General features: G+C 50.0%; 18 protein-coding genes. 3 read left to right on the top strand and 15 right to left on the bottom strand.

Features of this window, described 5'->3' with window-relative positions; all coding sequences use genetic code 11:
• The 10 genes from C3F13_07150 to C3F13_07105 form a co-directional block, all read right to left on the bottom strand.
• The coding region (locus tag C3F13_07150; protein PWB54303.1) for a peptidase M20 at nt 1–150 on the bottom strand (150 nt) is incomplete at its 3' end.
• 90 nt (nt 151–240) lie between these two features.
• Nucleotides 241–1,242, bottom strand: a complete 1,002-nt coding sequence (locus C3F13_07145; protein PWB54302.1) for an ornithine carbamoyltransferase — start codon at nt 1,240–1,242, stop codon at nt 241–243.
• A 75-nt stretch (nt 1,243–1,317) separates the two neighbouring features.
• Entirely contained in the window at nt 1,318–1,677 is a 360-nt protein-coding gene (locus tag C3F13_07140) for a hypothetical protein (protein PWB54301.1), read from the bottom strand.
• Nucleotides 1,678–1,710: 33 nt separating this feature from the next.
• Nucleotides 1,711–3,081: a DUF2252 domain-containing protein gene (locus C3F13_07135; GenBank protein ID PWB54300.1), complete on the bottom strand. Its 1,371-nt coding sequence runs from the start codon at nt 3,079–3,081 to the stop codon at nt 1,711–1,713.
• Nucleotides 3,082–3,123: 42 nt separating this feature from the next.
• Nucleotides 3,124–4,605 carry a C4-dicarboxylate ABC transporter gene (locus tag C3F13_07130; GenBank protein ID PWB54299.1) on the bottom strand — a complete coding sequence of 494 codons (1,482 nt, stop codon included), beginning with the start codon at nt 4,603–4,605 and terminating at the stop codon, nt 3,124–3,126.
• A 62-nt stretch (nt 4,606–4,667) separates the two neighbouring features.
• Nucleotides 4,668–5,060 (bottom strand): hypothetical protein, encoded by a 393-nt coding sequence (locus C3F13_07125; GenBank protein ID PWB54298.1) that lies wholly within the window; start codon nt 5,058–5,060, stop codon nt 4,668–4,670.
• 829 nt (nt 5,061–5,889) lie between these two features.
• On the bottom strand, nt 5,890–6,501 hold the full coding sequence (locus C3F13_07120) for a DNA-binding response regulator (protein PWB54304.1): 612 nt from the start codon (nt 6,499–6,501) through the stop codon (nt 5,890–5,892).
• A 30-nt stretch (nt 6,502–6,531) separates the two neighbouring features.
• Nucleotides 6,532–9,474: a hypothetical protein gene (locus C3F13_07115; protein ID PWB54297.1), complete on the bottom strand. Its 2,943-nt coding sequence runs from the start codon at nt 9,472–9,474 to the stop codon at nt 6,532–6,534.
• A gap of 47 nt (nt 9,475–9,521) precedes the next feature.
• Nucleotides 9,522–10,682 carry a hypothetical protein gene (locus C3F13_07110; GenBank protein PWB54296.1) on the bottom strand — a complete coding sequence of 387 codons (1,161 nt, stop codon included), beginning with the start codon at nt 10,680–10,682 and terminating at the stop codon, nt 9,522–9,524.
• Between the two features lie 308 nt (nt 10,683–10,990).
• On the bottom strand, nt 10,991–14,344 hold the full coding sequence (locus tag C3F13_07105; GenBank protein PWB54295.1) for a hypothetical protein: 3,354 nt from the start codon (nt 14,342–14,344) through the stop codon (nt 10,991–10,993).
• A 661-nt stretch (nt 14,345–15,005) separates the two neighbouring features.
• Between C3F13_07105 and C3F13_07100 the strand changes: the two genes are divergently transcribed.
• The 3 genes from C3F13_07100 to C3F13_07090 all read left to right on the top strand — a co-directional run bounded on the left by C3F13_07100 (nt 15,006) and on the right by C3F13_07090 (nt 18,794).
• Nucleotides 15,006–17,063, top strand: coding sequence for a hypothetical protein (locus tag C3F13_07100; protein ID PWB54294.1), 2,058 nt, complete (start codon nt 15,006–15,008; stop codon nt 17,061–17,063).
• A gap of 32 nt (nt 17,064–17,095) precedes the next feature.
• Entirely contained in the window at nt 17,096–17,956 is an 861-nt protein-coding gene (locus tag C3F13_07095) for a hypothetical protein (GenBank protein ID PWB54293.1), read from the top strand.
• A 73-nt stretch (nt 17,957–18,029) separates the two neighbouring features.
• Nucleotides 18,030–18,794, top strand: coding sequence for a hypothetical protein (locus tag C3F13_07090; GenBank protein ID PWB54292.1), 765 nt, complete (start codon nt 18,030–18,032; stop codon nt 18,792–18,794).
• A gap of 85 nt (nt 18,795–18,879) precedes the next feature.
• Here C3F13_07090 and C3F13_07085 read toward each other — a convergent pair whose 3' ends face one another.
• From C3F13_07085 to C3F13_07065, 5 genes are all read right to left on the bottom strand, one after another.
• On the bottom strand, nt 18,880–19,371 hold the full coding sequence (locus C3F13_07085; GenBank protein PWB54291.1) for a hypothetical protein: 492 nt from the start codon (nt 19,369–19,371) through the stop codon (nt 18,880–18,882).
• A 140-nt stretch (nt 19,372–19,511) separates the two neighbouring features.
• Entirely contained in the window at nt 19,512–19,955 is a 444-nt protein-coding gene (locus C3F13_07080; GenBank protein PWB54290.1) for a hypothetical protein, read from the bottom strand.
• The gene (locus C3F13_07075; protein PWB54289.1) at nt 19,956–20,639 is read right to left on the bottom strand and encodes a DNA-binding response regulator; all 684 of its coding nucleotides are present in this window, start codon (nt 20,637–20,639) and stop codon (nt 19,956–19,958) included.
• A gap of 409 nt (nt 20,640–21,048) precedes the next feature.
• Complete coding sequence (locus tag C3F13_07070; GenBank protein ID PWB54288.1) at nt 21,049–21,720, bottom strand: DNA-binding response regulator; 672 nt, start codon at nt 21,718–21,720, stop codon at nt 21,049–21,051.
• The coding region (locus tag C3F13_07065; protein ID PWB54287.1) for a hypothetical protein at nt 21,717–22,802 on the bottom strand (1,086 nt) is incomplete at its 5' end. The genes C3F13_07065 and C3F13_07070, both read right to left, overlap by 4 nt.

Genomic DNA, 22,802 nt, shown 5'->3' with positions numbered 1-22,802 from the left:
GGCTTTCCGCAGAGCCTGGTCAACCGCCGGACCGAAAGGGTAGCCTTCGGTATGTTCACTGTAGACGCTTGGAATGCGCAATAACTCGATTAAGGCCGCTTTCAATAGCGGTTCCTGGGTAGCCAGCTGGATATCAAAATTTTGAGGCATACTTTCTCTCGTCACGCATAATGCTTTTGATAATTTTGAGGTGTGTACATCAGAGAAATCCCCTCCTGTACACACCTCTTAGCCTGTAGCTCAATCTCCTAATGTGGCGACCATGATCGCTTTAATGGTATGCATGCGGTTCTCAGCCTGGGCAAAGACGATGGAAAACTCCGACTCGAATACTTCTTCGGTGACTTCCAGGCTTTCCAGGCCAGTCTTTTCGTAGATCTCCTCGCCCATCTTGGTTTCACGGTTGTGAAATGCTGGCAGGCAATGCATGAATTTGACCTTGGGATTACCGGTTTTCTTGACAACATCCATGTTCACCTGGTACGGCTTGAGTAGCTTAATGCGCTCGTCCCACACTTCTTTCGCCTCACCCATGGAAACCCACACATCGGTGTACAAGTAGTCCACACCCTTAACGCCTTCTTCCACACTCTCGGTGAGGGTCAGGCGGGCACCGGTCTCCTTGGCGATCTTTTTGCATGTATCCACCAGGTCTTCTGCGGGCCACAGGGCCTCGGGGGCGCACAGGCGCACGTCCATGCCCAGCTTACAACCCGTCACCATCAGAGAATTGCCCATGTTATTGCGTGCATCGCCCAAGTAGCAGTAAGCAATTTCATTCAGATGCTTATCGCTATGCTCCATCATGGTCAGGATATCGCACAGCATCTGGGTGGGGTGGAACTGGTCGGTCAGGCCATTCCAGACTGGAACGCCAGCATATTGGCCCAGGATCTCCACCAGCTCTTGCCCAAAGCCGCGGTACTCGATGCCATCATACATGCGTCCCAAAACGCGGGCTGTGTCTTTCATCGATTCTTTGTGACCAATCTGCGAGCCTGTTGGTCCGAGGTAGGTGACCTGGGCACCTTGGTCGAAGGCGGCCACTTCAAATGCACAGCGTGTGCGGGTGGAAGTTTTTTCAAAGATCAGGGCGACGTTCTTGCCAACCAGGGTTTTCTTTTCATAGCCACCATATTTGGCTGCCTTGAGATCAGCAGAAAGCCTGAGCAGGAATTTCAACTCTTCAGGAGTGAAGTCAAGCTCTTTAAGAAAATTGCGATTACGTAAATTGAAAGCCATGTTTAAATCTCCTTTGTTTAATTGATAATATTTTTCGAATTATATTCGGTGATCAATAAACCTATCTGCGTACAATCATGCACAGGTCCACTTAACCGCTTCACTGAATTGATCAGCTTGGAAATACTTTTCCTCAGTCTTTGTAAAAGGATCGATCAGCCGTGCAAACCATTCAATCCATTTTTGATCACCAACGAAAGCTGCCCGGTGGATATGTTTATAGCCGCCGAAGCCAAATTTCAAATCTTTTTTGGCTGACTCAAAATCTCCATAAAATCTAAAACCTTCCAATACACACACCAGGCTTATCTCTTCCTCGGTTTTCAGGCGAAGACCCATTGCATCTAAAAACTGCTGGTACTCCTGTCCGGTCACTTTTCCGCTGAAGCGCACCACCAGGCAGGTGGGTGTGGATTGGTCAAGTATCTCTATCAATCTGACACCTCCTCGTTCAGAAAATTTATACTCCTAATAGCCGGTGATCGCCTGTATACGACCATTTTTTACAGCTTTGGCCAGGCGAGCATGGTCTTTCTCAGTTTGGTCAGCATAAACTTTGGCGAAACGGCTGAGCGCCTCATCAAATGTATCTTTCTTGCCCAGATAGCCTGAGATCATGGCGGCATCACCGCCTTTGGCATGAGCACGCGCCAGCACCCATCCGCAAATCGCCGCATATCGGGATAGCTCGTCGGCTTTGAGAGCATCCAATGACGCGGAGAATTTCATGTCACGTAGCTGCCTGACATAGTATTGTGTGCCATCCGCACCGGTAAGCCAGCCCAGAAACATATCGCTGGCAGACTGCATCAACCTCTGACCAACTACCACGCGCTTGCCAGAGTGCTCATATTCGCTTTTTCCCGCATAAGCTTCCAGTACCGATTGGCGGGCTTCTTTGACTTGCAGCAGTAAGGGATCGTCCTTATCCGCTAAAAACAACATGATGAAGCAACGGGTACCTACGCTGCCTACACCGACTACTTTAAAGGCGAAATCTTCGTAATGATAGTGGTCAAAAAGCTTGCGCAGATGGGCGGGCAGCGAAGCGTGATAGTCTTCCAGTAGCTTGCCCAGGCGTTGCTCGATCTCTGTATGCTCTTTCATGTGATAGACCAATGGTGGTTGGTCGACGATACGGCGGTGGCCACCTATTTCGTCGGTGATCTTGGGAAACAAATACTCCGTCACCGAAGCACGCGCCTTGGCGGTGACACGCTCACGAAATTCACGCGCTTTGACGCTGGGAGCAGTCGCGATCAGGGTCTTATCATCCAGGCGCGAATACCAGACGTCCAGCACGCGCATCTCGCTGTATTCGCGCAGGTGCGAGCGGTAGGATTCAGCCAGGGCAAGCACCGCATCCTTATTGGAGTTATCAGATATCCCGACTGCCCGTCCAGCAACCACGAAGCTGGCCGCCAGGCGCTTGATATCCCACTCCCAGGGTGCAGGTAGGGTTTCGTCAAAGTCGTTTAAATCGAAGACCAGGTTACGCTCGGGCGTGGCAAACAAGCCAAAGTTAGCCAGGTGGCAGTCACCGCATGCCTGGACGCGAATGCCGCTAACCTGGGTAGGCGCAAGGTCATAAGCCATCAAGGCAGCTGAGCCGCGTAAGAAAGCAAAGGGATTCGATAGCATGCGCCCGTACCGGATTGGGACCAGGTCGGGCACACGCCCCTGGTTGGATTCTTCCAGGATATCAACCGGATCCCGGCGGTCGGGCGCAGGATGCCAGGCACTATGAGCAGTGAGGGGGACCTGATTGCGGAGTGCCTTACCCATTGCACGACGCTCACTGCTGTCATATTGGGGGGAACTCACAGTATCAGTAACCATATTTTGCTCCTATTCTTCCAGAGAACAGCCAGTCCGGTTGATTTATGAAGCCAACACTCCTGCCGACAAAACAATGATAGTGAGAATAAACAGCAGGGCGAGCACAAGGCCCACGAACTTCCACCACACGCCGTATCCCACCCGGGCGATGGCCAGACCGCCCATCACGACCGCTGAGGTGGGGGTGACCAGGTTGACCAGGCCACTGGCTGCCTGGAAAGCAGTCACGACCAACGCTGGATTCACCCCTGCGAAACCAGCTAACGGAGCCATGATCGGCATCGAGACCGTCGCCAGCCCGGAGCTGGAGGGAATCAGGAAAGACAGTGGGATATAAAGCAGATAGGTTACTACGATAAAACCTACACTGCTTAACCCGGAGAGAGCCTTTTCAGCCCAGTAGAGCACCGTGTCGGTGATGAGTCCATTGTTCATGATCACGGTCACGCCGCGCGCCACACCAATGATCAAGGCCACACCGAGCATGTCCTTGGCACCATCAACAAAGGTATTCACCAGATCCTTCTCCGACAGCTTACCAATGATCCCAATCAGGATGCCGAAGAACAGGAAGTTGGCAGTCATTTCGGGGAACCACCACCACCAGGTTGGAATAGACAGGCCTAGGTCTTCCCAGGGGATCACCCCGTATACCATGACGACGAAAGCCAGGAAGAAGAAGACCAGGATCACGATATGCCGGGTGGTGAATTTTCCAAAGTCGGTGCCCTCGTCCTTGCCAGACATAAACTGTTTCTCGTTTGCAGTTTTCATATCGTAGATCAACGACTTGGTGGGATCTTTCTTAACTTTCTCTGCGTAGCGCATCACGAACACGATGCCAATGATCGTGCCCACAATCAGCAGCACCACGCGCCCGATCAACCCGTCACTGAGGGTGGTGCCGGCAAATCCGGAAGCAATCCCGGTCGCAAAGGGGTTGACCGTCGAGCCCAGGCAGCCAATCCCAGCGCCCAGCAGGATCAAGGCACCTGCGCTAAGTCCATCATAACCGGCAGCCAGCATGACCGTAATGATCAAGGCATAAAATGCCAGTGTTTCTTCGGCCATACCATAGGAAGTGCCGCCGATGGCGAAGATGGTCATCAGGATGGGGAACATCCATTTTTCCTTGCCTTTGAGCTTACTGACCACCCAGGCGATCCCAGCGTTGATCGCACCTGTCTTCATCGTCACTCCCAGGAAACCACCAATGATCAGCACAAACATGGCAACGTCGATAGCGCCAAACAGCTCACCGAAGTTCCACACATCCACATTGCCGGTTTCATCCTGGATACCGTACATACCGTTGATCGGACCTTTAAGGGCACTGGACAATAACGCCTGTGGATTGGAGGGCACAGAGTGGTATGAGCCAGGAATAGGTGAGCCATTTTCGTCGTAATCATACTGGCCAGCCGGGACGAGCCATGTGGCCAGAGCAATCACGACCAGCAAGATGAATAAGATCGCGAATGCAGATGGAAACTCAAATTTTTTCTTGGTTTTCTGATTTGCCATGTCTACAGTCTCCTTCGTTAGATTTAGGTAAAATGGATAAAGTTTTATGGACCTTAGAATGATTATGCTTCATGCAATGATGAACAGCTATCTGTTTTAAACCGACTCTCAAATTGGAAAAGGGTTTCAAGCAGCCAATCGGGCTGATCTCCTTTACTGACGAAAGCATCAGCACCTGCTTTTAGCAACTTCCGGCTGTTATCAAATTCGCTGCTCATGGTCACGACAATTGGAGTGGGGTCAATCGCATGCAGCTGAGTGATTAACTCACTAATATACAGGCCTGGCAGGTCACCATCTAGAAGGATCAAGTCTGGTGGATCAGCTTTAGCCAGGGTGAGTAATGTCGGTGCATCCAACGCCTCACCAATTAATATAAATTGAGGCTGCCCTTCGAGCAACTGTCTAAGTGCCCAGCAATGTTGGGTGTGGTGATCAGCAATGATAATCCGCATAAGGTTTACTCCTCAAAACCAGTGATAAACCACATATTATGAACTTTAATAGGCCGAAAAAAACATGCTAAAGCCATTCGGGCAAGAATCCGCCGAATAAAAATATCTGTAGAATACATTTTTCTTATTTGATCAAGGTGGGTAAACAGTAAATAATAACAACAATTTGAGGTAGAAGATCTGGTAGGTGATAGGGATTTTTCGGTAAACATGATTTCCCCTACCTTGTAGGGATCAAGCAATTTCCCAAACCATGCATACACGCCGGGAACATGCTATATTCTCATGCTCCGCCCCCACAACATGGGAATACTTACTCGGTTGTGAAGACTGTTCGATCATATTCCAGGGCCACCCAACCTTACAGATGGCTATCATTGACAGAAAACTTTTTCCGCTAGAGACCCGACGACAAATTTCGATCTTTAATAAATAGATTGACTCCAGTGCATCCAATCAAGATCGATGATCAGCACCAACCTGGGCTGATCACCAATAAGCAGGGCGATCCTTGCGTGATAAAACTGTTTCTCACCAATTCACGTAAATATAAAAATAAATATTCGAGCTCAATCTTGATGCCGCCCAATAAGATTGCCTACCCGATTTAAAGCTTATGGTTTCTTTCGCGGTCTAAATCTAATTCACATAGAGCTGTCAGCCGTTCTATAGTGCAATAAAGGCTGACGTTTCTACTATAACAAAGCTGACCGCAGATCACAATAGTGCAAGGGCTAGTTTACCGTCTAGTTTTTACTGGCCCAAATACTAGCCGAAAGTACAGGTATTTAGAACTATGGGGTCATTATTTGGAATACAAATGATCCCTTTACACCAGCTTGTGTTCCAAGGCCAGCGAGGTAGCTTCGACGCGATTTCTAGCCCCGAGCTTGGAAAATATATTCGTCAGGTGGAACTTTACGGTGGATACACTGATGGAGAGTTGGCGAGAAATTTCTTCATTCGTCATACCTTCTGTCAGAGCAGCCAATATCCTTCGTTCGGTCTGCGTCAAGTCATTGCCGAGGCGAGGTTCCGGGCAATCAGTGTGGATCAATGCCCTGGTTGCTTCGGGAGCCAGGATGGAGTACCCCCCATGGGCAGCCTGGATGGCGTTGGCAAGCTCATCTGCGCTGACATTCTTAAGCAGATAACTTGAAGCGCCTGCTTTCAATGCCTGTTGAACCAGATCGTGTTCATGAAAACTAGTGATAACGATGACCTTGATCGGCTTGCCAAGTGCAAGGATACGCCGGGTAGCTTCGCTGCCATTAATCAGTGGCATGACAAGATCCATTAAAACGACATCAACCTCTTGCTCGCGGCAAAAATCGACGGCTTCAATACCATTCTGGGCTTCTCCAACTGGCTCCATCCAATCATATACAGCAAGGAAATCCTTTAATCCACTTCGCACCATGGGATGATCGTCCACGATCAGGACACGAATGATTTTTTTATCGTTCATACTTTAATTTCCATTTGCGGTGTCACCGAACCAGGTCAGAGTTACTTGAGTACCATGCCCTGGTTCGCTGATGATTGACAGGTCAGCTTGAATCGCTGCTGCACGTTCATTCATGATCCCCATTCCCAATCGGCCGGGTTTTTCACTCCCGGAAGCAAAACCCACGCCATCGTCCTGGATGACCAGACGAACACGCCGTTTTTGTGAGCTTTTCTCCTGACTGTCAAAAGGTGTCTCGCTCAGGCTCACGGTAATATGCATGGCTTGAGAATGCTTGACTACATTATTTAATGCCTCTTGGGCAACACGATAGAAGTTCATCTGGACTTCATCCGGCAGGACATCAATCTTTTCGATAAATAGCTGGAATGGCAGGCCACTTCGACTTGTGACAGCCTCAGTCAGCTGCGATAATAGCTCACTCAGCGGCGTGTTAAGCACTGCACTGGGGCGCAACTCGATCAGCATGGTACGCATTTCAGCCAGGGCTCCCCGCGTCAACCTGCGCAGCTTATCCAACATCTGTAAGCCCTGCTCGGGATCACGCCGCCAGACCTGAGGCATAACCTCAGTCAGCAACGTAGTCGTGAAGAGTGTCTGAGAAACCGAATCGTGCAAATCGCGCGCCAATCGGTTACGCTCTTCCAGGGCAGCCAAGATGCGTCTCTGGTCCAGCATGGACGACTCTTCGACCAAGCCAGCCAAATCATACGTAATTCTTTCGATCAATTCCACCTGTAGCAATCCAATGTGCTCGCGAGTATTTGCTGAGGCAATGCCTAAGACCCCGCCCGGCACCTGGTGGATCATCAGGGGAGAAATTATCATCGAATTATAATTAATATCATTGAAACAAACACCCAACTGCGTTGGCAAGCTAGCTGCCTCTTCAGCGGTTAAAATCAGGATTTTCCCCTGATCGATCTGCTCACGCAAAGGTGTTCCATGCAAGAATTCCGGTTCTATTTCCTCCAAACTCGGCGGAATATGCTCCTGTGCAGAATGACAATACATTTGGTATTGCTCATCCCAGCGCACAAGAAAAACAACCTTTGCCTTTAGAATGTCGTAGATGGCCAGCAGCAGTTTTTCAAATGCCTGTGACAGGTCTGCACCACCTGTGATCGACTGTCTAATTTCGTTAAATGCCAACAGCCATTTCACGCGTAGCTGGAGTTGTTCGTTGACTGCATTCAGCTCAAATGTCCTTTCTTTAACGATTTGCTCCAGGTTTTGGCGGTATGCAGCCAGCTCGGTATCCACCTGCTTTTGTACGGTAATATCTTGAAACACCGCTACTGCTGACTCGACATTCCCCTGGTCATCCTTGATCGGATTCGCCCAAATTTCCAGAGGACGATGATTGTTTCCGTCACGTATTTCTATATCATCGGCAAAAGCTGGTTCTCCATGCAATGCTTTAGATACAGGCATTTGTTCCACAGGATATATTTGCTCGGTTCCAGCCAACTTGAATGAGAAATGTTCAATAGCCTGAGCGATGGTGCGACCGGCAGTTATATCTGGCGTTTTCCCTGTTTCAGGGTCGGTCAAGATCTGAGCAGAGCGACGGTTCATGTAGGTAGGCTTTTGATCTTTGCCATATACGACCACACCGAGGGGTAATCCTTCAAGAATCTGACTGAGCTTATGTTCGCTGCTACGGAGACTGCGATTGGCTTTTTCAGTGGTGAATTTCAACAGGTTGATGCGGTCAGCCAGAGCCAGTGACCAGCTGACTGCCATCACGATAAAACCCAATTGAAAGATATTTTCATTAAAGTAAGTACTGGGGATGATGGTCAAACGCACCAGCAGCAGGAGTACCAGACTGGCAGCCATACCAATCCATGCCAGCAGAAAGAAACAGATTTGGCGGGTGCTTGACCTCATCACAGTGACCCCGATCAGCCAGGTAATTCCGATGGTAACCAGTTGTGTGGGCGTCATTAACCTGGACAGATTCAGATAGCTTATGAACGGCACAAGCAGGAGCAGGATCCCCCACCAAATAAGGAAGGCAATATTTGTCTTGTGGAAGATCGGAAAACGGGTTTTTAGCTCAAGGAAAGTATCAGAAAACAAGATGATCGATATATACAAAACAGCAATAAACAGTGGAAAAAGCACTGTATCATAGCGATTCATGCCGGGAAATATATATATCCCAAGGTACCCGGTGTAAGTTAGGAGCACCGCCAGCATACTGGCGAGCATGATGAAAAAATAGAGGTAGATGGGCTCTCGCAAGCTGACCAGGAAAAATCCGTGGTATACCATCAAAGCAAGAAAGCCACCAAAGATCAGCCAGTGCAAGATCAGGGATTGATTCGATGTGTTGATAAAAGCACTGTTTGTCCACAAGCTCAGGTCAATAGTCATTGAAGCCTGGCTCTTGATGCGCACATACTCGGTTTGCTGACTCTGGAGGGGCACTGTAAGGTTAAAAACAACATTCGGATTGATCACGTCGCGCATTGAGACAGGCAGGAGAGATCCTGATTTTTTTTCAATATAACCCTGGCCATTTGCACTTGGCGTGTACAAGTCGATATAGTGGGTATTGGCGAAACCCTGCATGAGCAGCCATTCGTACGTGACGGAAGTTTGATTATCAAGTGTGAAATGGATCCAATAAGCACTGTCTGTATATCCGTAATTAGGCACAGCAGCTTGAGGCGGGTTAAACCGTGCAGCATATTCTGGGGAAGTCACATCTTCAATAGTCAACTCACCCGTTGGGTCCTCAAGGATATCAATATGAGCACCCAGGCTATAACGCCCCTGACCATCCGTTAGGACAAGGGGCTGGGATTGGCTGGCTTGTTCAAGGTTGGGTGAAGAATTGGAAGGAGTCCCTGCTGCTTCAGAGGTGGTACATCCTGCCAGAAGCAGCAGGGCGATCAGGGAAACAGCCAGTAATTTAATGCTCTTCCATGAGACCATAGCAGGTGTGATCCAGTAAACTTAATGCGCCTTTGGCTACTTGAGAACTAACCCTGTTCTTTTTTTTCTGCAGCAGCCAGTTTTTCGATCAGCTCATCATAGGTGATGTCAGCCAGACGCTCATGGATCAGCTGCCCGCCAGATTCAGCCAGTCCGAGCTCGAGGGTGTTGAACCAGCGGTGCTCAACGATCAAAAATAATGCCGAGCCACCGGGTGCCAGGCTTTCATTGATTTTACGCAGCTTTTCTTCAGAGAAGCCTACCTCTACTTTGCGGGCAGCCTTCTTCCCGGCCGCTCCGCCCGCAATTGCACCAGCTACCAAAGCCAATGGGCCGATCAGCAAGCCTGCCAGGCTGCCCAGGGCTACCCCTAAGGCTACTTTTCCCTTCGAAGCAACCTTCTTTTGCTCATGGACCTTCACTTTACCCTTCAGATCTTTGGTCAGTACCGCCGCATTCAGCACTTCCAATTTATATTGCTTCGATAACTCATTGACCCTGTCCAAGCTTTGGTCAGCCGATTTTTCAGCCTGGAAAACCCAAACCATCAGCTCAAGGTCGGTCGCAACCACCTCATTCCAGGTACGCTTTACGGGCAAGGAAGGCAGCTCGTTCAACTGGTCTTTGGTGATATTCAAGTGGATGACTTCTTGCTCCATGCGATCGATCGAAGCCAGATGGATGGCAACTTCTTTCTTGCCCCCAGCATGACCTTTCATGAGCAAGAAATGGGTGACCTGGTTGGTCTTTGGATCGATCAGCAGTTCGCCAACCTGGCCCACATAGCCATCCAGGGCTTCCACCAGCATGCCTCTCTGAACTGCCACAGAACCCTGCGGGACCAGGTGGTCTTGCACAGTGACATACCCCACATCTGGGGTGAGGGTCGCGCTGTCATACGTCACCATATAGGGGCGGGTGTAGGCATACCCATCATCGCCATAGGTTTCTTCCAGAAAACGGGTGGGGGTAAAAGGCGCCATCTTTAGAACATCATCCGTGGTGCAGCTCAGCTGAACTTCGCTGCGCGTGGAGCTGACCACCTTGTCGACGGGGACCAGGTGCTCCTCTCCATGCATGAGCGATTCTTCAACGACTGCGATATGGGTGAGACTTTGGGTGCCAGAATCCACGACCAAAGCAGTCACTCTGCCAGCAAAACCGTTACTGCATGTTACTTTTGATCCAATTGCGATGCTGCTGATCATGTGATTTTCCTCCTCCAAGAAGCCAAGATATATGCTTACAAGATTTTGTTATCGTATTTCAGCCGGAAAATTTATCTGCTATGTAATAATTTTACGTCGAAATACCAAATCCCAAAGGCAACCAGTGAAGAGGTTATTGCCATACGTTTGTTCGTGTACATGATAAACATTTAAGTGACTCCTGTGACCGTTGAGGTCATCCTCATTTCAACCGTCACCACCTAACACACCAACAAATGTTGATCAACTTTGGGCCAGGGGCTGTTGCAGATGGGGAGATCCCATCTGCAACGGCCCGGTCGTGCTACCTAATAAGGAGTTACCGATAATGTTCCAGATTGATAGAAGACCAGGAAGCCATCCGGGGCGCTTAATGTCACATCAGTCCCTTGAATCTGGGCGGTGGTGGCAGTACTTAATAACGCCATATACGCCGATGCCTGGTCCATGATTTCCACTGGGCAAGCCATACCACCTCCAATCAAGCCGCTGATCGTTAGTGAATATGAACCATCGGGGTTGGGGGTGGCGGTGTAGGAACCACTGTAAATGTTGCACCCGTCAAATCCAGCCAGCTGTCCCTGGAGGAACTGCAGGGTAATGGCCGTGCCAGGGAGTAAAGCCCTGCCATTTAAACTGCTTAGCAGATAGACAACGGGTGTTCCCAGGCGGGTAGATATCGTGATCTGTGTGGTAGCGCTGCTGCTCAGGCCGTTCTGATCTGTCACTACCACCGACACCTGGTAAGTGCCTGCCTGGTTGTAAAGGGTTTGTACGCCGGAGTCGGGGGATGGACCAGTGGACGTGCCATCACCGAAATTCCATTGGTAGGAAACGATTGGGCTGCTCCCAGGTGTCGAGCCGGATGCATCATAGCCGACTGGCTCGCCTACGTAGCCATTCGCGGGGCCGACGATGGCAGCCTGAGGTGGAACGGGTGCGGGAGGCTGGGTTGGCTCCGTGGTCGCAGTCGGAGCTGCCGTAGGCTCTGCCGTGGGCTCGGATGTGGGAGCAGTAGTCGGGGTTGCCTGGGGTTGGGTTGTAGCAGTTGGCTGCGGTGGCTGAGTGGGAGTAGGTGACGGTACGGTTACATCATAAACCACCAACCGCTTGGACAGGGTGTTTTGTCTGCCGAGCTCATCCGTGATCGTCAAGCCTACATTATGGGTTGTGGCGGCATTGTACGCATGTTGGACGATTATTCCGGTACCCTTTGTGCCATCACCGAAATCCCACTCGTAGAACACAATCGGTACACCACTGGTTGAAGAGGTCGCGTCGAAGGTCACGATGGAGTTCGCTGGCACCTCGGCGGGGGCGGTGAATGCCGCCACAGGAGCCGCAACCTCTTGCTGGCGGTGCAGGGGTGAGAGGGAGTAGTTCAGCACGCCGCTGTCCGAGTTGATCTGCATCACGGTCTCGACCACCTGGTAGCTCTTGGCACTGCCCAGGATTTTAAGCATATTATCTTGTTGTGCCTGGAGTGTCGAATTGGAGCAGGCCGACTGGGTCGCGTTCAAATTCGTGATGATAATTGCCTGGATCTGGGTGGTGAATTTCCCCTGGAAGGCATTACAACCCGTATACCCTTCAAGGGTACCATCAGATTTGAATAGCGTATACGGTTCCTGGGTACCTGCGCTGCTATATGTACTTCCGTATGAGATCAGATACCAGGTTGGGCCAACCAACAGGTGGGTCTGGTCGGAGCTGGAACCGGGCTTGGTGTTGCGATAAGTCAACACGCCCACGCCAGTGTTGATGATCAGCTGGTCACCCGTTTGCCAGTAACCATAAGCACGTGAAAGGTCAGCCACATAAGCTTTTTCCTGTTCCATAACGCCCTTCGGCGTACTGCAATTTTGGGTAGCATTCAAGGTGGTCTGCACTGCCATTTGTTGCCCGAAAGTAGCTACATAGGTGTTACAACCAGCGGAGCCGCTGATCGTTCCTGATTTTCCATCAGCGTTGATGGCAAACTGCGCGACGATCGTGGTCCCCGCAAGAATCGGGGTATTATCGATGTACCATAAGTACCAGGTGGTGCCATTTAAGCTGCTCAGCGGAGGCCGTTGAGCTTCGGTCACCTGAGTCGCTTCGAAAACCAGGGCCTGTTTCCCATCATCATAGGGGATGGTGAGGGTGTTCCCTGAGATGTGGTAGGTGGTGGCATTGTTGAGGGCCAGGTAATACAGCTGCTCCTGATTTGACAAGCCAGGAACGCAGCTTTTATTCTGCGTGCTGGCGGGTGGGTTGACCTTGATCTGGTCGGCTGAAGCAGCAAAGGCTGCCGTGTACTCGTTACAACCAGTGGTTCCATTCAAGACTCCCGAGGGTGAGCCAGGTATTCTGATGAACTGGGCATTAAAGTTGCTGCCCGCCACTGGTGACTGTGGTTTGGTCACATCACCCAGAGCTACCAGGTTCCAAAGCGCACCCACCAGGGGGGTACGGTTCAACCCGAAAGTCAGGCTACCCGATGGGTTGGTGAGGACCAGCTGGTCGTAAAAGATCGCATACGAAGTAGATGCCTCCAGGGCTTGAAGATAGACCTGTTCAATCTCCATGCCTTCTGCGCAGTACATACGGGTGAGCGTAGGCGGTTGTACGGCGATACTCTCACCGTCAAGGGTGTAGGCTGCGTTGTACGTGTTGCATCCAGATGATCCACTGACTGTACCGCTATTGGCAGCATCGCCCGGTGTGAAGGTGGCGGTGACATTTGTCTCCGCTGCGACAGGCTGTCCGTTCACAGCAGTCAAGGTCCATAATGAATACGCGAGAGGCGCCGCGACAGAGACGAAGTTCAATCCACCGGCGCCCTGGTTGTATGCGATGGACATCTTGCGTCCGGAGACAACCACCTGTTGGGCTGTGCCCAGGGCTGAGAGGTAAGCCTGCTCAGTATCCATGCCTGTTGGGCAGCTCATCTGGGTGATGGCAATTGCCCCCAGGGTAAGCTGCTGATCAGTGAGGGTATATGGGACGTTATACTGGTTGCAGCCAGAGAGTCCGCTTAAATTACCATCCTCCGAGAACACAGCCGTGATCACCACGCCAGCAGGAATTGCCTGGGGTGCAGCAGCATCGCCCATCGAATCCAAGACCCAAACCGGGCCAACCAATGATTGGCTCCCGACGATAAATATCATCATCTGGCTGGCACTGGTTTCTGGCCCGTAGGTAATCTGCAGCCGTCCTTCACTGCTGAAATTGAAGCTACGCGCACTCTGCAGGGCAGACAAATAGGCTGTCTCCACGTCCATCCCTTCCGCACAGGCCATCAGGGTAGTGGCCAGTGGGCCGATGGTCATCGCGCCATCCGTCGCCACCTGGATGGGACCGCTAAAGTTATTGCAGCCTCCGAATCCATTCACCTGATTATCGGAGGAGAAGTTTAGGGTCAGGTCTATCCCGCCCTGGACTACGGTGGGATTATTAGGATCTCCATACGCCACCAGGATCCATGGGTTGGCATACAGTGGGTCGAGAGCAATGACCACCGGGGTCGGCGCTGAGGTTGGTACCACCGGCTGGGTAGGCTGCGGGGTGGGTGTGCTCGTGGTACAAGCAGAAAGCAAGATGACTACCACCAGCAAGATCGCGATCGAGGAGCCTAACCCTCGACGGAACGAACTGAGTGGAGTTTTTATTTTTTCCATTTCTTATCCTCTTGTTTCTTAGTGTAATTGTCCCTTTTGGATGACAGCAGGTATAAACAATACCGACTCTAGTTTAAGAATAACGATTATTCACCATCTTGTCATCGTGCGCTTGATGATATCTAGCTAAACAAACTATGAGATCGTGGATGTAGTTTTCGACAAATGTTGAGATGCTCAACACGGGCTGACCGGGCGCCCGATCAACCAGTGCAGGCCTGGCTGATCGCCTGGTGTGATATTATTTTCCTGCACGATGCTCCTGCCATCCATAAGCTTTACTGACACTTACCCGGCTTGTAGTTACCATAACAGGATGTCCACGGTTTATCAGCCCTTCCCCTCGTATCCAGGCAGCAGTTAACCACCTGGAGTATATGCATTCGCAGTCTCCTGGTGGTGGGCGAGCCAGCCATCGCCGCTTAGATTATCTAAATCAACAACGATTCCACCTGTTGGCCATTGCCTGATTTTTTGAGCAGGAATATATATCCATCATCGCTATGCGCGGAAGCCGTTCTCAACATATGTAACAAGGCACAAGATAAAAATCATCAATTCGTGGATGACAGCAGTTAGTTCTTCGATTATGTTTTATAAGGGGAGTGAGTGTATAATTCACTACCCCTGTAGATACAATCTCTGCAATATGGATAAACAGATGAAAATTAAAAAAATCCCTGTGGTGAAAATAATCGCTGTTTTCATAGTCCATGCCCTGACCCTTTTCATTCTGCAAAAGAATATGACGGGGTTCCAGGTAGATACACTGACCTCATTAACGGTCCTGACCATTGCATTGGGTCTATCCCAATCCTTGTTCTGGTGGATTTTTATCAATTTTTTCACCTGGCTGCCTTCGATCCTTTATCCAATCATTACCTTTATCTTGAATGGTGTATTAGTGCTGTTGATTGGTAATATGGTTAAAGGGATCACGATCACTTCGGTGAGTACAGGGATTTGGATCGCCATATGGCTGGCAGCCGTTGATGCAGTTCTGGGTGAACTGCTATCCTTGGACGAAGATGCCCGTTTCGACCGCAGCGTCACCAGGCAGATGGTCAAGCGCCTAAGCAATCCAACGAAAACTGATGTGCCCGGCTTCCTGTTCCTTGAAATCGATGGATTGGGTATTGAGAAATTACGCATGGCGATGGATAAGGGGTACACACCGACCATGAAACGCTGGGTAGACCAGGGTAGCCATAAACTGATCAGTTGGGAAACAGATTCCACTTCGCAGACGGGTGCAATGCAAACAGGCATTTTACTGGGGAGCAATTGGGATGTGCCAGCTTATCGCTGGTGGGATCGTACTCAGAAAAAGATGGTGATGTCGGGTAAACCTAAGGATGCCCAGTCTATCGAGGAACGCCTCAGCACGGGTATTGGCCTTCTTACTGACGGAGGAGCATCGCGTGGAAACATGTTCTCAGGTGACGCAACTGAAAGCATGCTGACCTTCAGCACCCTGCGTAAACGGGAGGGCGACCGGGGGCCAGGTTTTTACTTTTATTTATTCAGCCCATATGTGGTGGCCAGGTTATTCACGCGCTTTACATTGGAGGTGATTAAAGAACTATGGCAAGCTTCTGCACAGAGGCGCCGAAAGGATAAGTACCGCGTAAAAAGACGTAATTTTGCCTACTCCTTCCTGCGAGGCTTTATGGGCCCGGTGCTGCAGGATCTGGTTACTTATACTGTGATCAGCGATCTCTTACGTGGTGTGCCTGCAATTTATGCTCTTTATGCGGGGTATGATGACCTGAATCACTTTGCCGGTTTGCAGGCTCCCGAAACGTTCGAGGCCTTACACGAAGTAGATCGCTACTTTGCCCGCCTTGAAGCAGCTCTGAAGAGCGCACCCCGCCCGTATCATATTATCGTCCTGGCTGATCACGGGCAAAGCCAGGGACCGACCTTCCAGGTTGCGCATGGACAGACCTTGGAACAACTGGTAAAGGTGTTAATTAAAAATGATAATGATGTGTTTTACTCGGATGCCCATAATGATAGCTGGGATAATCTAAATTCTGTGCTCAGCGAATCGGCCAATGCCAACACACGCACAGCAGGGCTGATGAGGAAAATGCTCGCGTCAAGGTCTCATGATGGTTATGTTGAAGTTGCTCAAGAAGGGATCACAACCGATAAAGTCGAAACGAAAGCTGAAAATGCCAAGGTGGTTGTGATGGGCTCGGGCTGTACAGGGCTGATCTACTTTACCGACGCTTCTCAACGGATGACCTTTGAGCAAATCCAGACTGCTTACCCGGAGCTGCTCCTTGGATTAAAAGACCATCCCGGAATCGGATTTATCCTGGTCAGGACTGAAAGCCAGGGTGATATCGTGGTCGGAAAGCAGGGCGTGCACTATCTTGTGGATGATAAGGTTGAAGGAGCCGATCCGCTGGAAAATTTCGGCCCCAATGCTGCTTTCCACCTGCGCCGAGAATCAAGCTTTGGCAACTGCCCAGACTTGTTGGTAAACACAGTGTACGACCCTGTGACTGAGGAATTGGCTGGTTTTGAAGAGCAGGCTAGCCACCACGGTGGTATGGGAGGCCCACAAAACTATCCTTTCCTCCTGCACCCTGCTGTTTTGCCGCATAATGGATCGCCGGTGATTGGTGCCGAATCAGTGCATCACTTGCTACGCAGCTGGCGGGAGCAGGTACAAGACTTAAAAAAAGCTGCTCAGCCTGGCTCGCAGTAAAAGGCACCGCAAGAAACAAGGCTATCTTTACGATGAAGGAGTTCGTTAAAGAGATCTACCGAATTTGGGTGTCTGAACGGCCAGCCCAACTGGCAGCGGCTCTGGCATATTTTGGTCTGTTTTCCTTTGCACCAGTCATTTACCTCGCCTTCACCGTTGCCGGCATATTTATTGATGGGTCGACATTATTGGACCGCGTGATGACCAGCATCCAGGCTACACTGGGTACAGCGATAACCCAGGTCATTCAGGACTTGCTCAACAACCTGACTACAAGGTCCTCTGGGGGCTCATGGTTCATCTCTTTGGTCAGTTTCATCGCTTTACTGGTGGCAGCTTCCGGTGTGTTTTACCAACTGCAATTTGTTTTAAACACTATCTGGCGGGTGCCCATTCCAAAAGAGCAGCTTATGCTGCGCACCATTCGCAAGCAGGGATTTTCATTCCTCATGGTGCTCACTCTCGGATTGCTGCTGGTGGCAACTGCCGTATTAAGTTTTTTAGCAAATTGGTTAAGCACCTTTTTTACCCGGTTTGGCTTTCGGCCTTCGCTCACCGTGTTAATTTTCTTTATCATGGCTGCTTTCTCTTTTGCATTGATGTATAAGATCTTGCCGGAAGTGAAAATTTCCTGGCGAGATGTGTTGTGGGGTGCAATCAGCGCCGCAGCCCTGGTGACAATCGGAGGCTGGCTGGTGATCTTCTTCATCACCCATACCACCTTTGCCTCGGCCCTCGAGGTAACCGGTGCTTTTATTGTTTTGCTGACCGGATTTTATTATTTTGCCCAGATATTCCTCCTTGGGGCGATTATCACCCGCGTCTTTGCCCATCGTTACGGTTCCATGCGCCCAGCACCTGTGGAGGCTAAACCGGCTGACAACCAGGTATGAGACCCAGCTAGCTCCCAAGCAATGAGGCGCTTCGATAATTGCACTTGATTACAGCATTTTGTTGGAGAACTCAATGACCAATCCCCCCGGTAAACCCAAATATCAGATATGGCAAATTGCCATAATAGCCATTCTGACCCTAATCTTGATTATTCTCGTCGTACCCGGGGTGCGGGCGTCAGTTAGTGCCTGGTTGGGATTGTCCGTTGCTCCTTCCAGCCAGGTTACCTCTGCACCCGCAACCCTGGTGGCGGTAGCGACGTCTAAGCCGATACAGGCAGCTAGCGAAGCACCGTCCTCTTACACCGAGTCATCTTCACCAGCTGCGGAAGTACCTGGCGCGGTAGGGACGATTGACTTCAACCAGCTTTCCAGTCAGACAGGCTGGGATGTGTTGACCCCCAGCTGGCTGCCTGAAGGCTACCAGTTCCAAAGTGCCTACTTTGACACCAACCAAAAAATGCTGGTGCTCACCTACCTGGTCACTCGGCCTCTGCCTGATACATCCGACCCTTTGTTGACCTCTAGTGAAACCATTACCTTGCTTGAGAGCCAGACCAATGATTTTGTTCCCATGCAAGTCGCGCCAAACACCACTGTAACCGATGTCCAGGTAAACGGTAATCCGGCTGCCTTTACCAGGGGCGGGTGGGACACCGAGTTTGTCAAGGATAATAAAGAGCCTGGGGGAGGAAAAATGGTCTCCAGCTGGAGGAACGATTTACAGGTAAAGAACCTGTACTGGCAAGTTGGGAAGGTTTTCCTGACACTGGTGACCGCGGATGAAAACGTATCTCAGCAAGACATGATTGAGATAGCAACCAGTATCGATAGCTGAAGTCGGCGAACTGAAATAATTGGTTTAAAACTACCTAGGGGCTGCCTGATAAGTATGGACAGCCCCTATTATTTTTTCTCAATTTTTATTTTAAAGACTTGCGTAGCTCTGCCTCAACTTCACTATCAAACGAAGTCTGGTAGATCTTGCCACTGTATGGCTCCAGGGCAGTGATTAACATCCCGGTATTCTCATGGCTGACCAGGAAGAGGATGGCCGAGTTACCAGGAGCTAGGGATTCGGTCACATCCTTGATAAATTTCTTATCAACCCCAGTGCCAACTGATTTGCCCACAAGCGCCCCCCCAGCGGCGCCCAGAGCAAGCCCGGCTACAGGGAAAAGGATGCTGGCAACTGCCAGGCCGATCACACCGCCAACGGCAGCGCCAACCTTGACATTTTTCTCGACCATGTTTTTAACTTGCACCTTACCCTGGGCATCTTTGATGATGACCGCCGCATCATCGAGGCTCAGCATTTCCTGGTGGGCCAGGCTTTTCAGCGATCTCAGCACTGCCAGAGCTTGGTTTTCATCTTCAAACGTGATCACGAGTACATTCGACATGCCATCCTCCATCCGATTTATGAACTAATCATCTACACAATACAATAATTATACTCAGTTACTTTGTCATCGAGCGTATTGAGCGTTGTATAGATCAATATTTGAAAGTGTAAAAAGTTCTGAAGCCCGCTGCGTGGAATCATTGCTGATGCTCAGGGGAAAAAAGATAATATGATCTGCGTGGGAGTGAACCCCTGGCTGCCTTTGATCAGAAAATAATCCGCCCCTGCCTGGTAAGCCTCCTTCTGGCTACCAGAGTACATCGTGTAAACTACAATCTTGATCGCCGGCGATGCAGATTTTATCTGTTTGGTGGCTTCAATCCCATCCATAACTGGCATTTTCACATCCATCAAGATCAGGTCTGGACGCAATTCACCAGCCAGCCTGATCGCTCCCTTCCCATCACCAGCCTCCCCAATGACTTCAATACGCGGCTCATAAGTGAATAACGCTTTTAATGCCCGCCGTGTAGAGATTTGATCATCAACGAGAAGAAGCCTGATTTTGTTATCCTTCACAGCACCACGATTAATACATTCTCCGTTATAAAACTGTTCGTAGCTATTCTCAGATGGTGCAGCCACTAATTGCACTTATTCAACCTTGGAATAGGTATTATCGATCTCGTCTAAGGAAACCAAGCCGGTTCGTATGCCATATAAGGCTGCTTGTACCCGATTCTTGAGCCCCAGTTTTGACAGTATTCGGCTGATATGCGTCCGGATGGTCACATCGGTCAAAACCAGCTGATTGGCAATCTCCTGGTCGGTCTTCCCCTGAGAGAGCAACCGCAACACCTCAATCTCGCGCTCCGAGAGATCATCTGCGGAACGTTTGTTGGGTTCAGCGCCTGACATACCGCGCAGGATCCTCCAGGTTACTGTCGGATCTAGTGATGGCTCGCCAGCGTAAACGTTATGAATCGATTCAATCAGTTCTTCAGGTTGAGCATCCTTGACAAGATAACCCAGGGCACCAGCCTTTATGGCTGGGAAGAGCTTATCGTCCCCCATATAACTGGTCAGCACAATGATGCGTTGTTCGGGGTGAATTTCTATAATCTGCTTAATCGCAGCGATTCCATCCATGACAGGCATGGCCAGATCCATCAGGATCACATCCGGATGCAGCTTGTCAGCTTGTTCAATGGCTTTAGCGCCATTCGCAGCTTCACCAATCACCTGGATATCTGGGTATGCAGCCAGCAAAGCTATCATCCCTTTGCGGACCATGGCATGATCATCAACAATCAACACCCGGATCGGTTGGTTAGCCATTATCACCTCAATTCCAGGGTCAGTACGGTTGGCTAAGTGGATAATAAAACACCTAGGTTAACCTATCTTCCCCGTCGACCAACTCACAAAAAGTGAACCTCTCGATCAGCTACTACGGGCCCACATTCGGTGGTAGTTGTCGAATGGTGCCTGAGAGCTAATAACCTTACAGCCTTGTCTTTAAACAAGATGCTATGAATTCTCAACAGGCGTTAATCGCACCTCGAAATGACCTAATACAACCAGGCAAATCCGTTTGTGCGGCTCCAATAGTAACTTTATCAAAATAAAAGAACACTGTCATCCTTGGCATGTTGAGCTTTCCATCAACATCAAGTTGCGCCATCAGGTTCATTTCAACGTTTTATGAAATATTATCAACAGGTGTGGAATTCAACGCAGGCGATATTCAAGCGTTATCGCTGTCAATAGACGTGATCCCCTCTCGCAACGCGTACAGGGTGGCTTGAACACGGTTAGCCAAGTATAATTTTGCCAGCAGGTGGCTGATATGCGTACGCACAGTCACTTCGGAAATCACCAGCTTGTCAGCAATTTCTTCATTGGAAAGACCTTTAGCCAACAAATGTAGCACTTCCAGTTCCCTCGCCGTTAGGGGGTCTGGGGTTGGCTTGACCACCGGCTGTTCACGGATTTCCTTCATCATCATGCGGGCAATCATGGGATGCAAAAATGGTTCGCCGCGGTAGACTCTGTAGATGGCGCTAATTAATTCGCTTGGTTCAGAGTCTTTTAATAAGTAACCCATCGCCCCAGCCTTTATGGCTGGATAGATTTTTTCATCACCCACAAAGCTGGTCAGTACCAATACATGCATCGCGGGATGCATAAGGGTGATCTGCCTCGTTGCCTCAATCCCATCCATATTCGGCATCAGTAAATCCATCAGGAGCACGTCAGGGTTCAGCTCATCAGCTAGCCTGACGGCTTCAAGGCCATCATTTGCTTCCCCAATCACCCGGATGTCTTTGGTCTCATCCAGGAGGGCTCGAATCCCTTTGCGGACAATGACATGGTCCTCGACAATCAGGACTCGGATGATGGTTTCCTGGTTCGTCATTGCTTCACCTTAACTATAATTTTAGTCCCATCTCCAATTTTCGAGATAATCGAGTATTTTGCTCCAATAATCTCAGCCCGTTCGCGAATATTTCGAAAGCCTTGCCCACCTGCCTGTTCAGCGGCTTTAGGATCAAAACCAACCCCGTCATCCTCGATCATCATCTGGAAGATGTCATTTTGTACAGCCAGACTCACCCTGACTTGCGTTGCATGGGCATGCTTCACCGCGTTGTTCAGTGCCTCCTGAGCGATGCGGTATAGCTCGCTTTCCTGCTCGGTTGTCAAATGGAAATTGCCGTCAACACTTAATAACGCCTTGACACCCGCACGCGATTCCACAGCATCCAGTCGGCTCTGTAGAGCAGCGGCCAGGCCTTGCTCGTCAAGGATAGGTGGACGCAATTCAAAAATCAGCATGCGCATGTCAGACATGGCTTCCTGGGATATTTCTTTAAGATCATCCAGGTACTGCCTGACGATCTCCGGCCGGTTTGACTCAAAGGCTAAACGGGTAGCATCCGTAAACAAACTTACGCCATATAATGCCTGGGCAACTGAATCGTGCAACTCCCGCGCCAGATGATTACGCTCTTCCATCGTTGCCAGGGCTCGACGCTGATCCAGCAGGATTGCATCATCCATGAGGTGGGTCAAGTCGTACGTCATCCTTTTCATCAAACTTAGCTCGTAAGGAGCTAAATCCTCCACCGATTTAGATGTGGCAATGGCCAGGATTCCGTAATCCGCCTGGCCTACCTGCATCAGGCTAAGCACCAACGCTTGATAATCGATTGTTTTTAAGCAATCAATCAATGGTGAGGGGAGTGCTGCTGCTTGCTCTGCGGAAAACAGGAGTAATTTTTGATTCTCAAGCTCCTGGCGAAGGAGAGTTCCTTTAGCAAATATCTGTTGCATAGCATCCAAAGGAGGATAAGGATGCTCAATTACTGAACGGCAATGCATATTTACTGGCCGATCCTGCTCATCCCAATGCATTATGAAGATCGTCCTGGTACCCAATAGTTTCAGGATTGTGTCAGACAATTGTTCGTAAGCGGCATGAATGCTCTCTTTACCAAT

It is taken from the genome of Anaerolineales bacterium, assembly GCA_003105035.1.
Lineage (GTDB): Bacteria > Chloroflexota > Anaerolineae > Anaerolineales > UBA4823 > FEB-25.
This window is presented reverse-complemented; position numbering and strand designations above follow the sequence as displayed.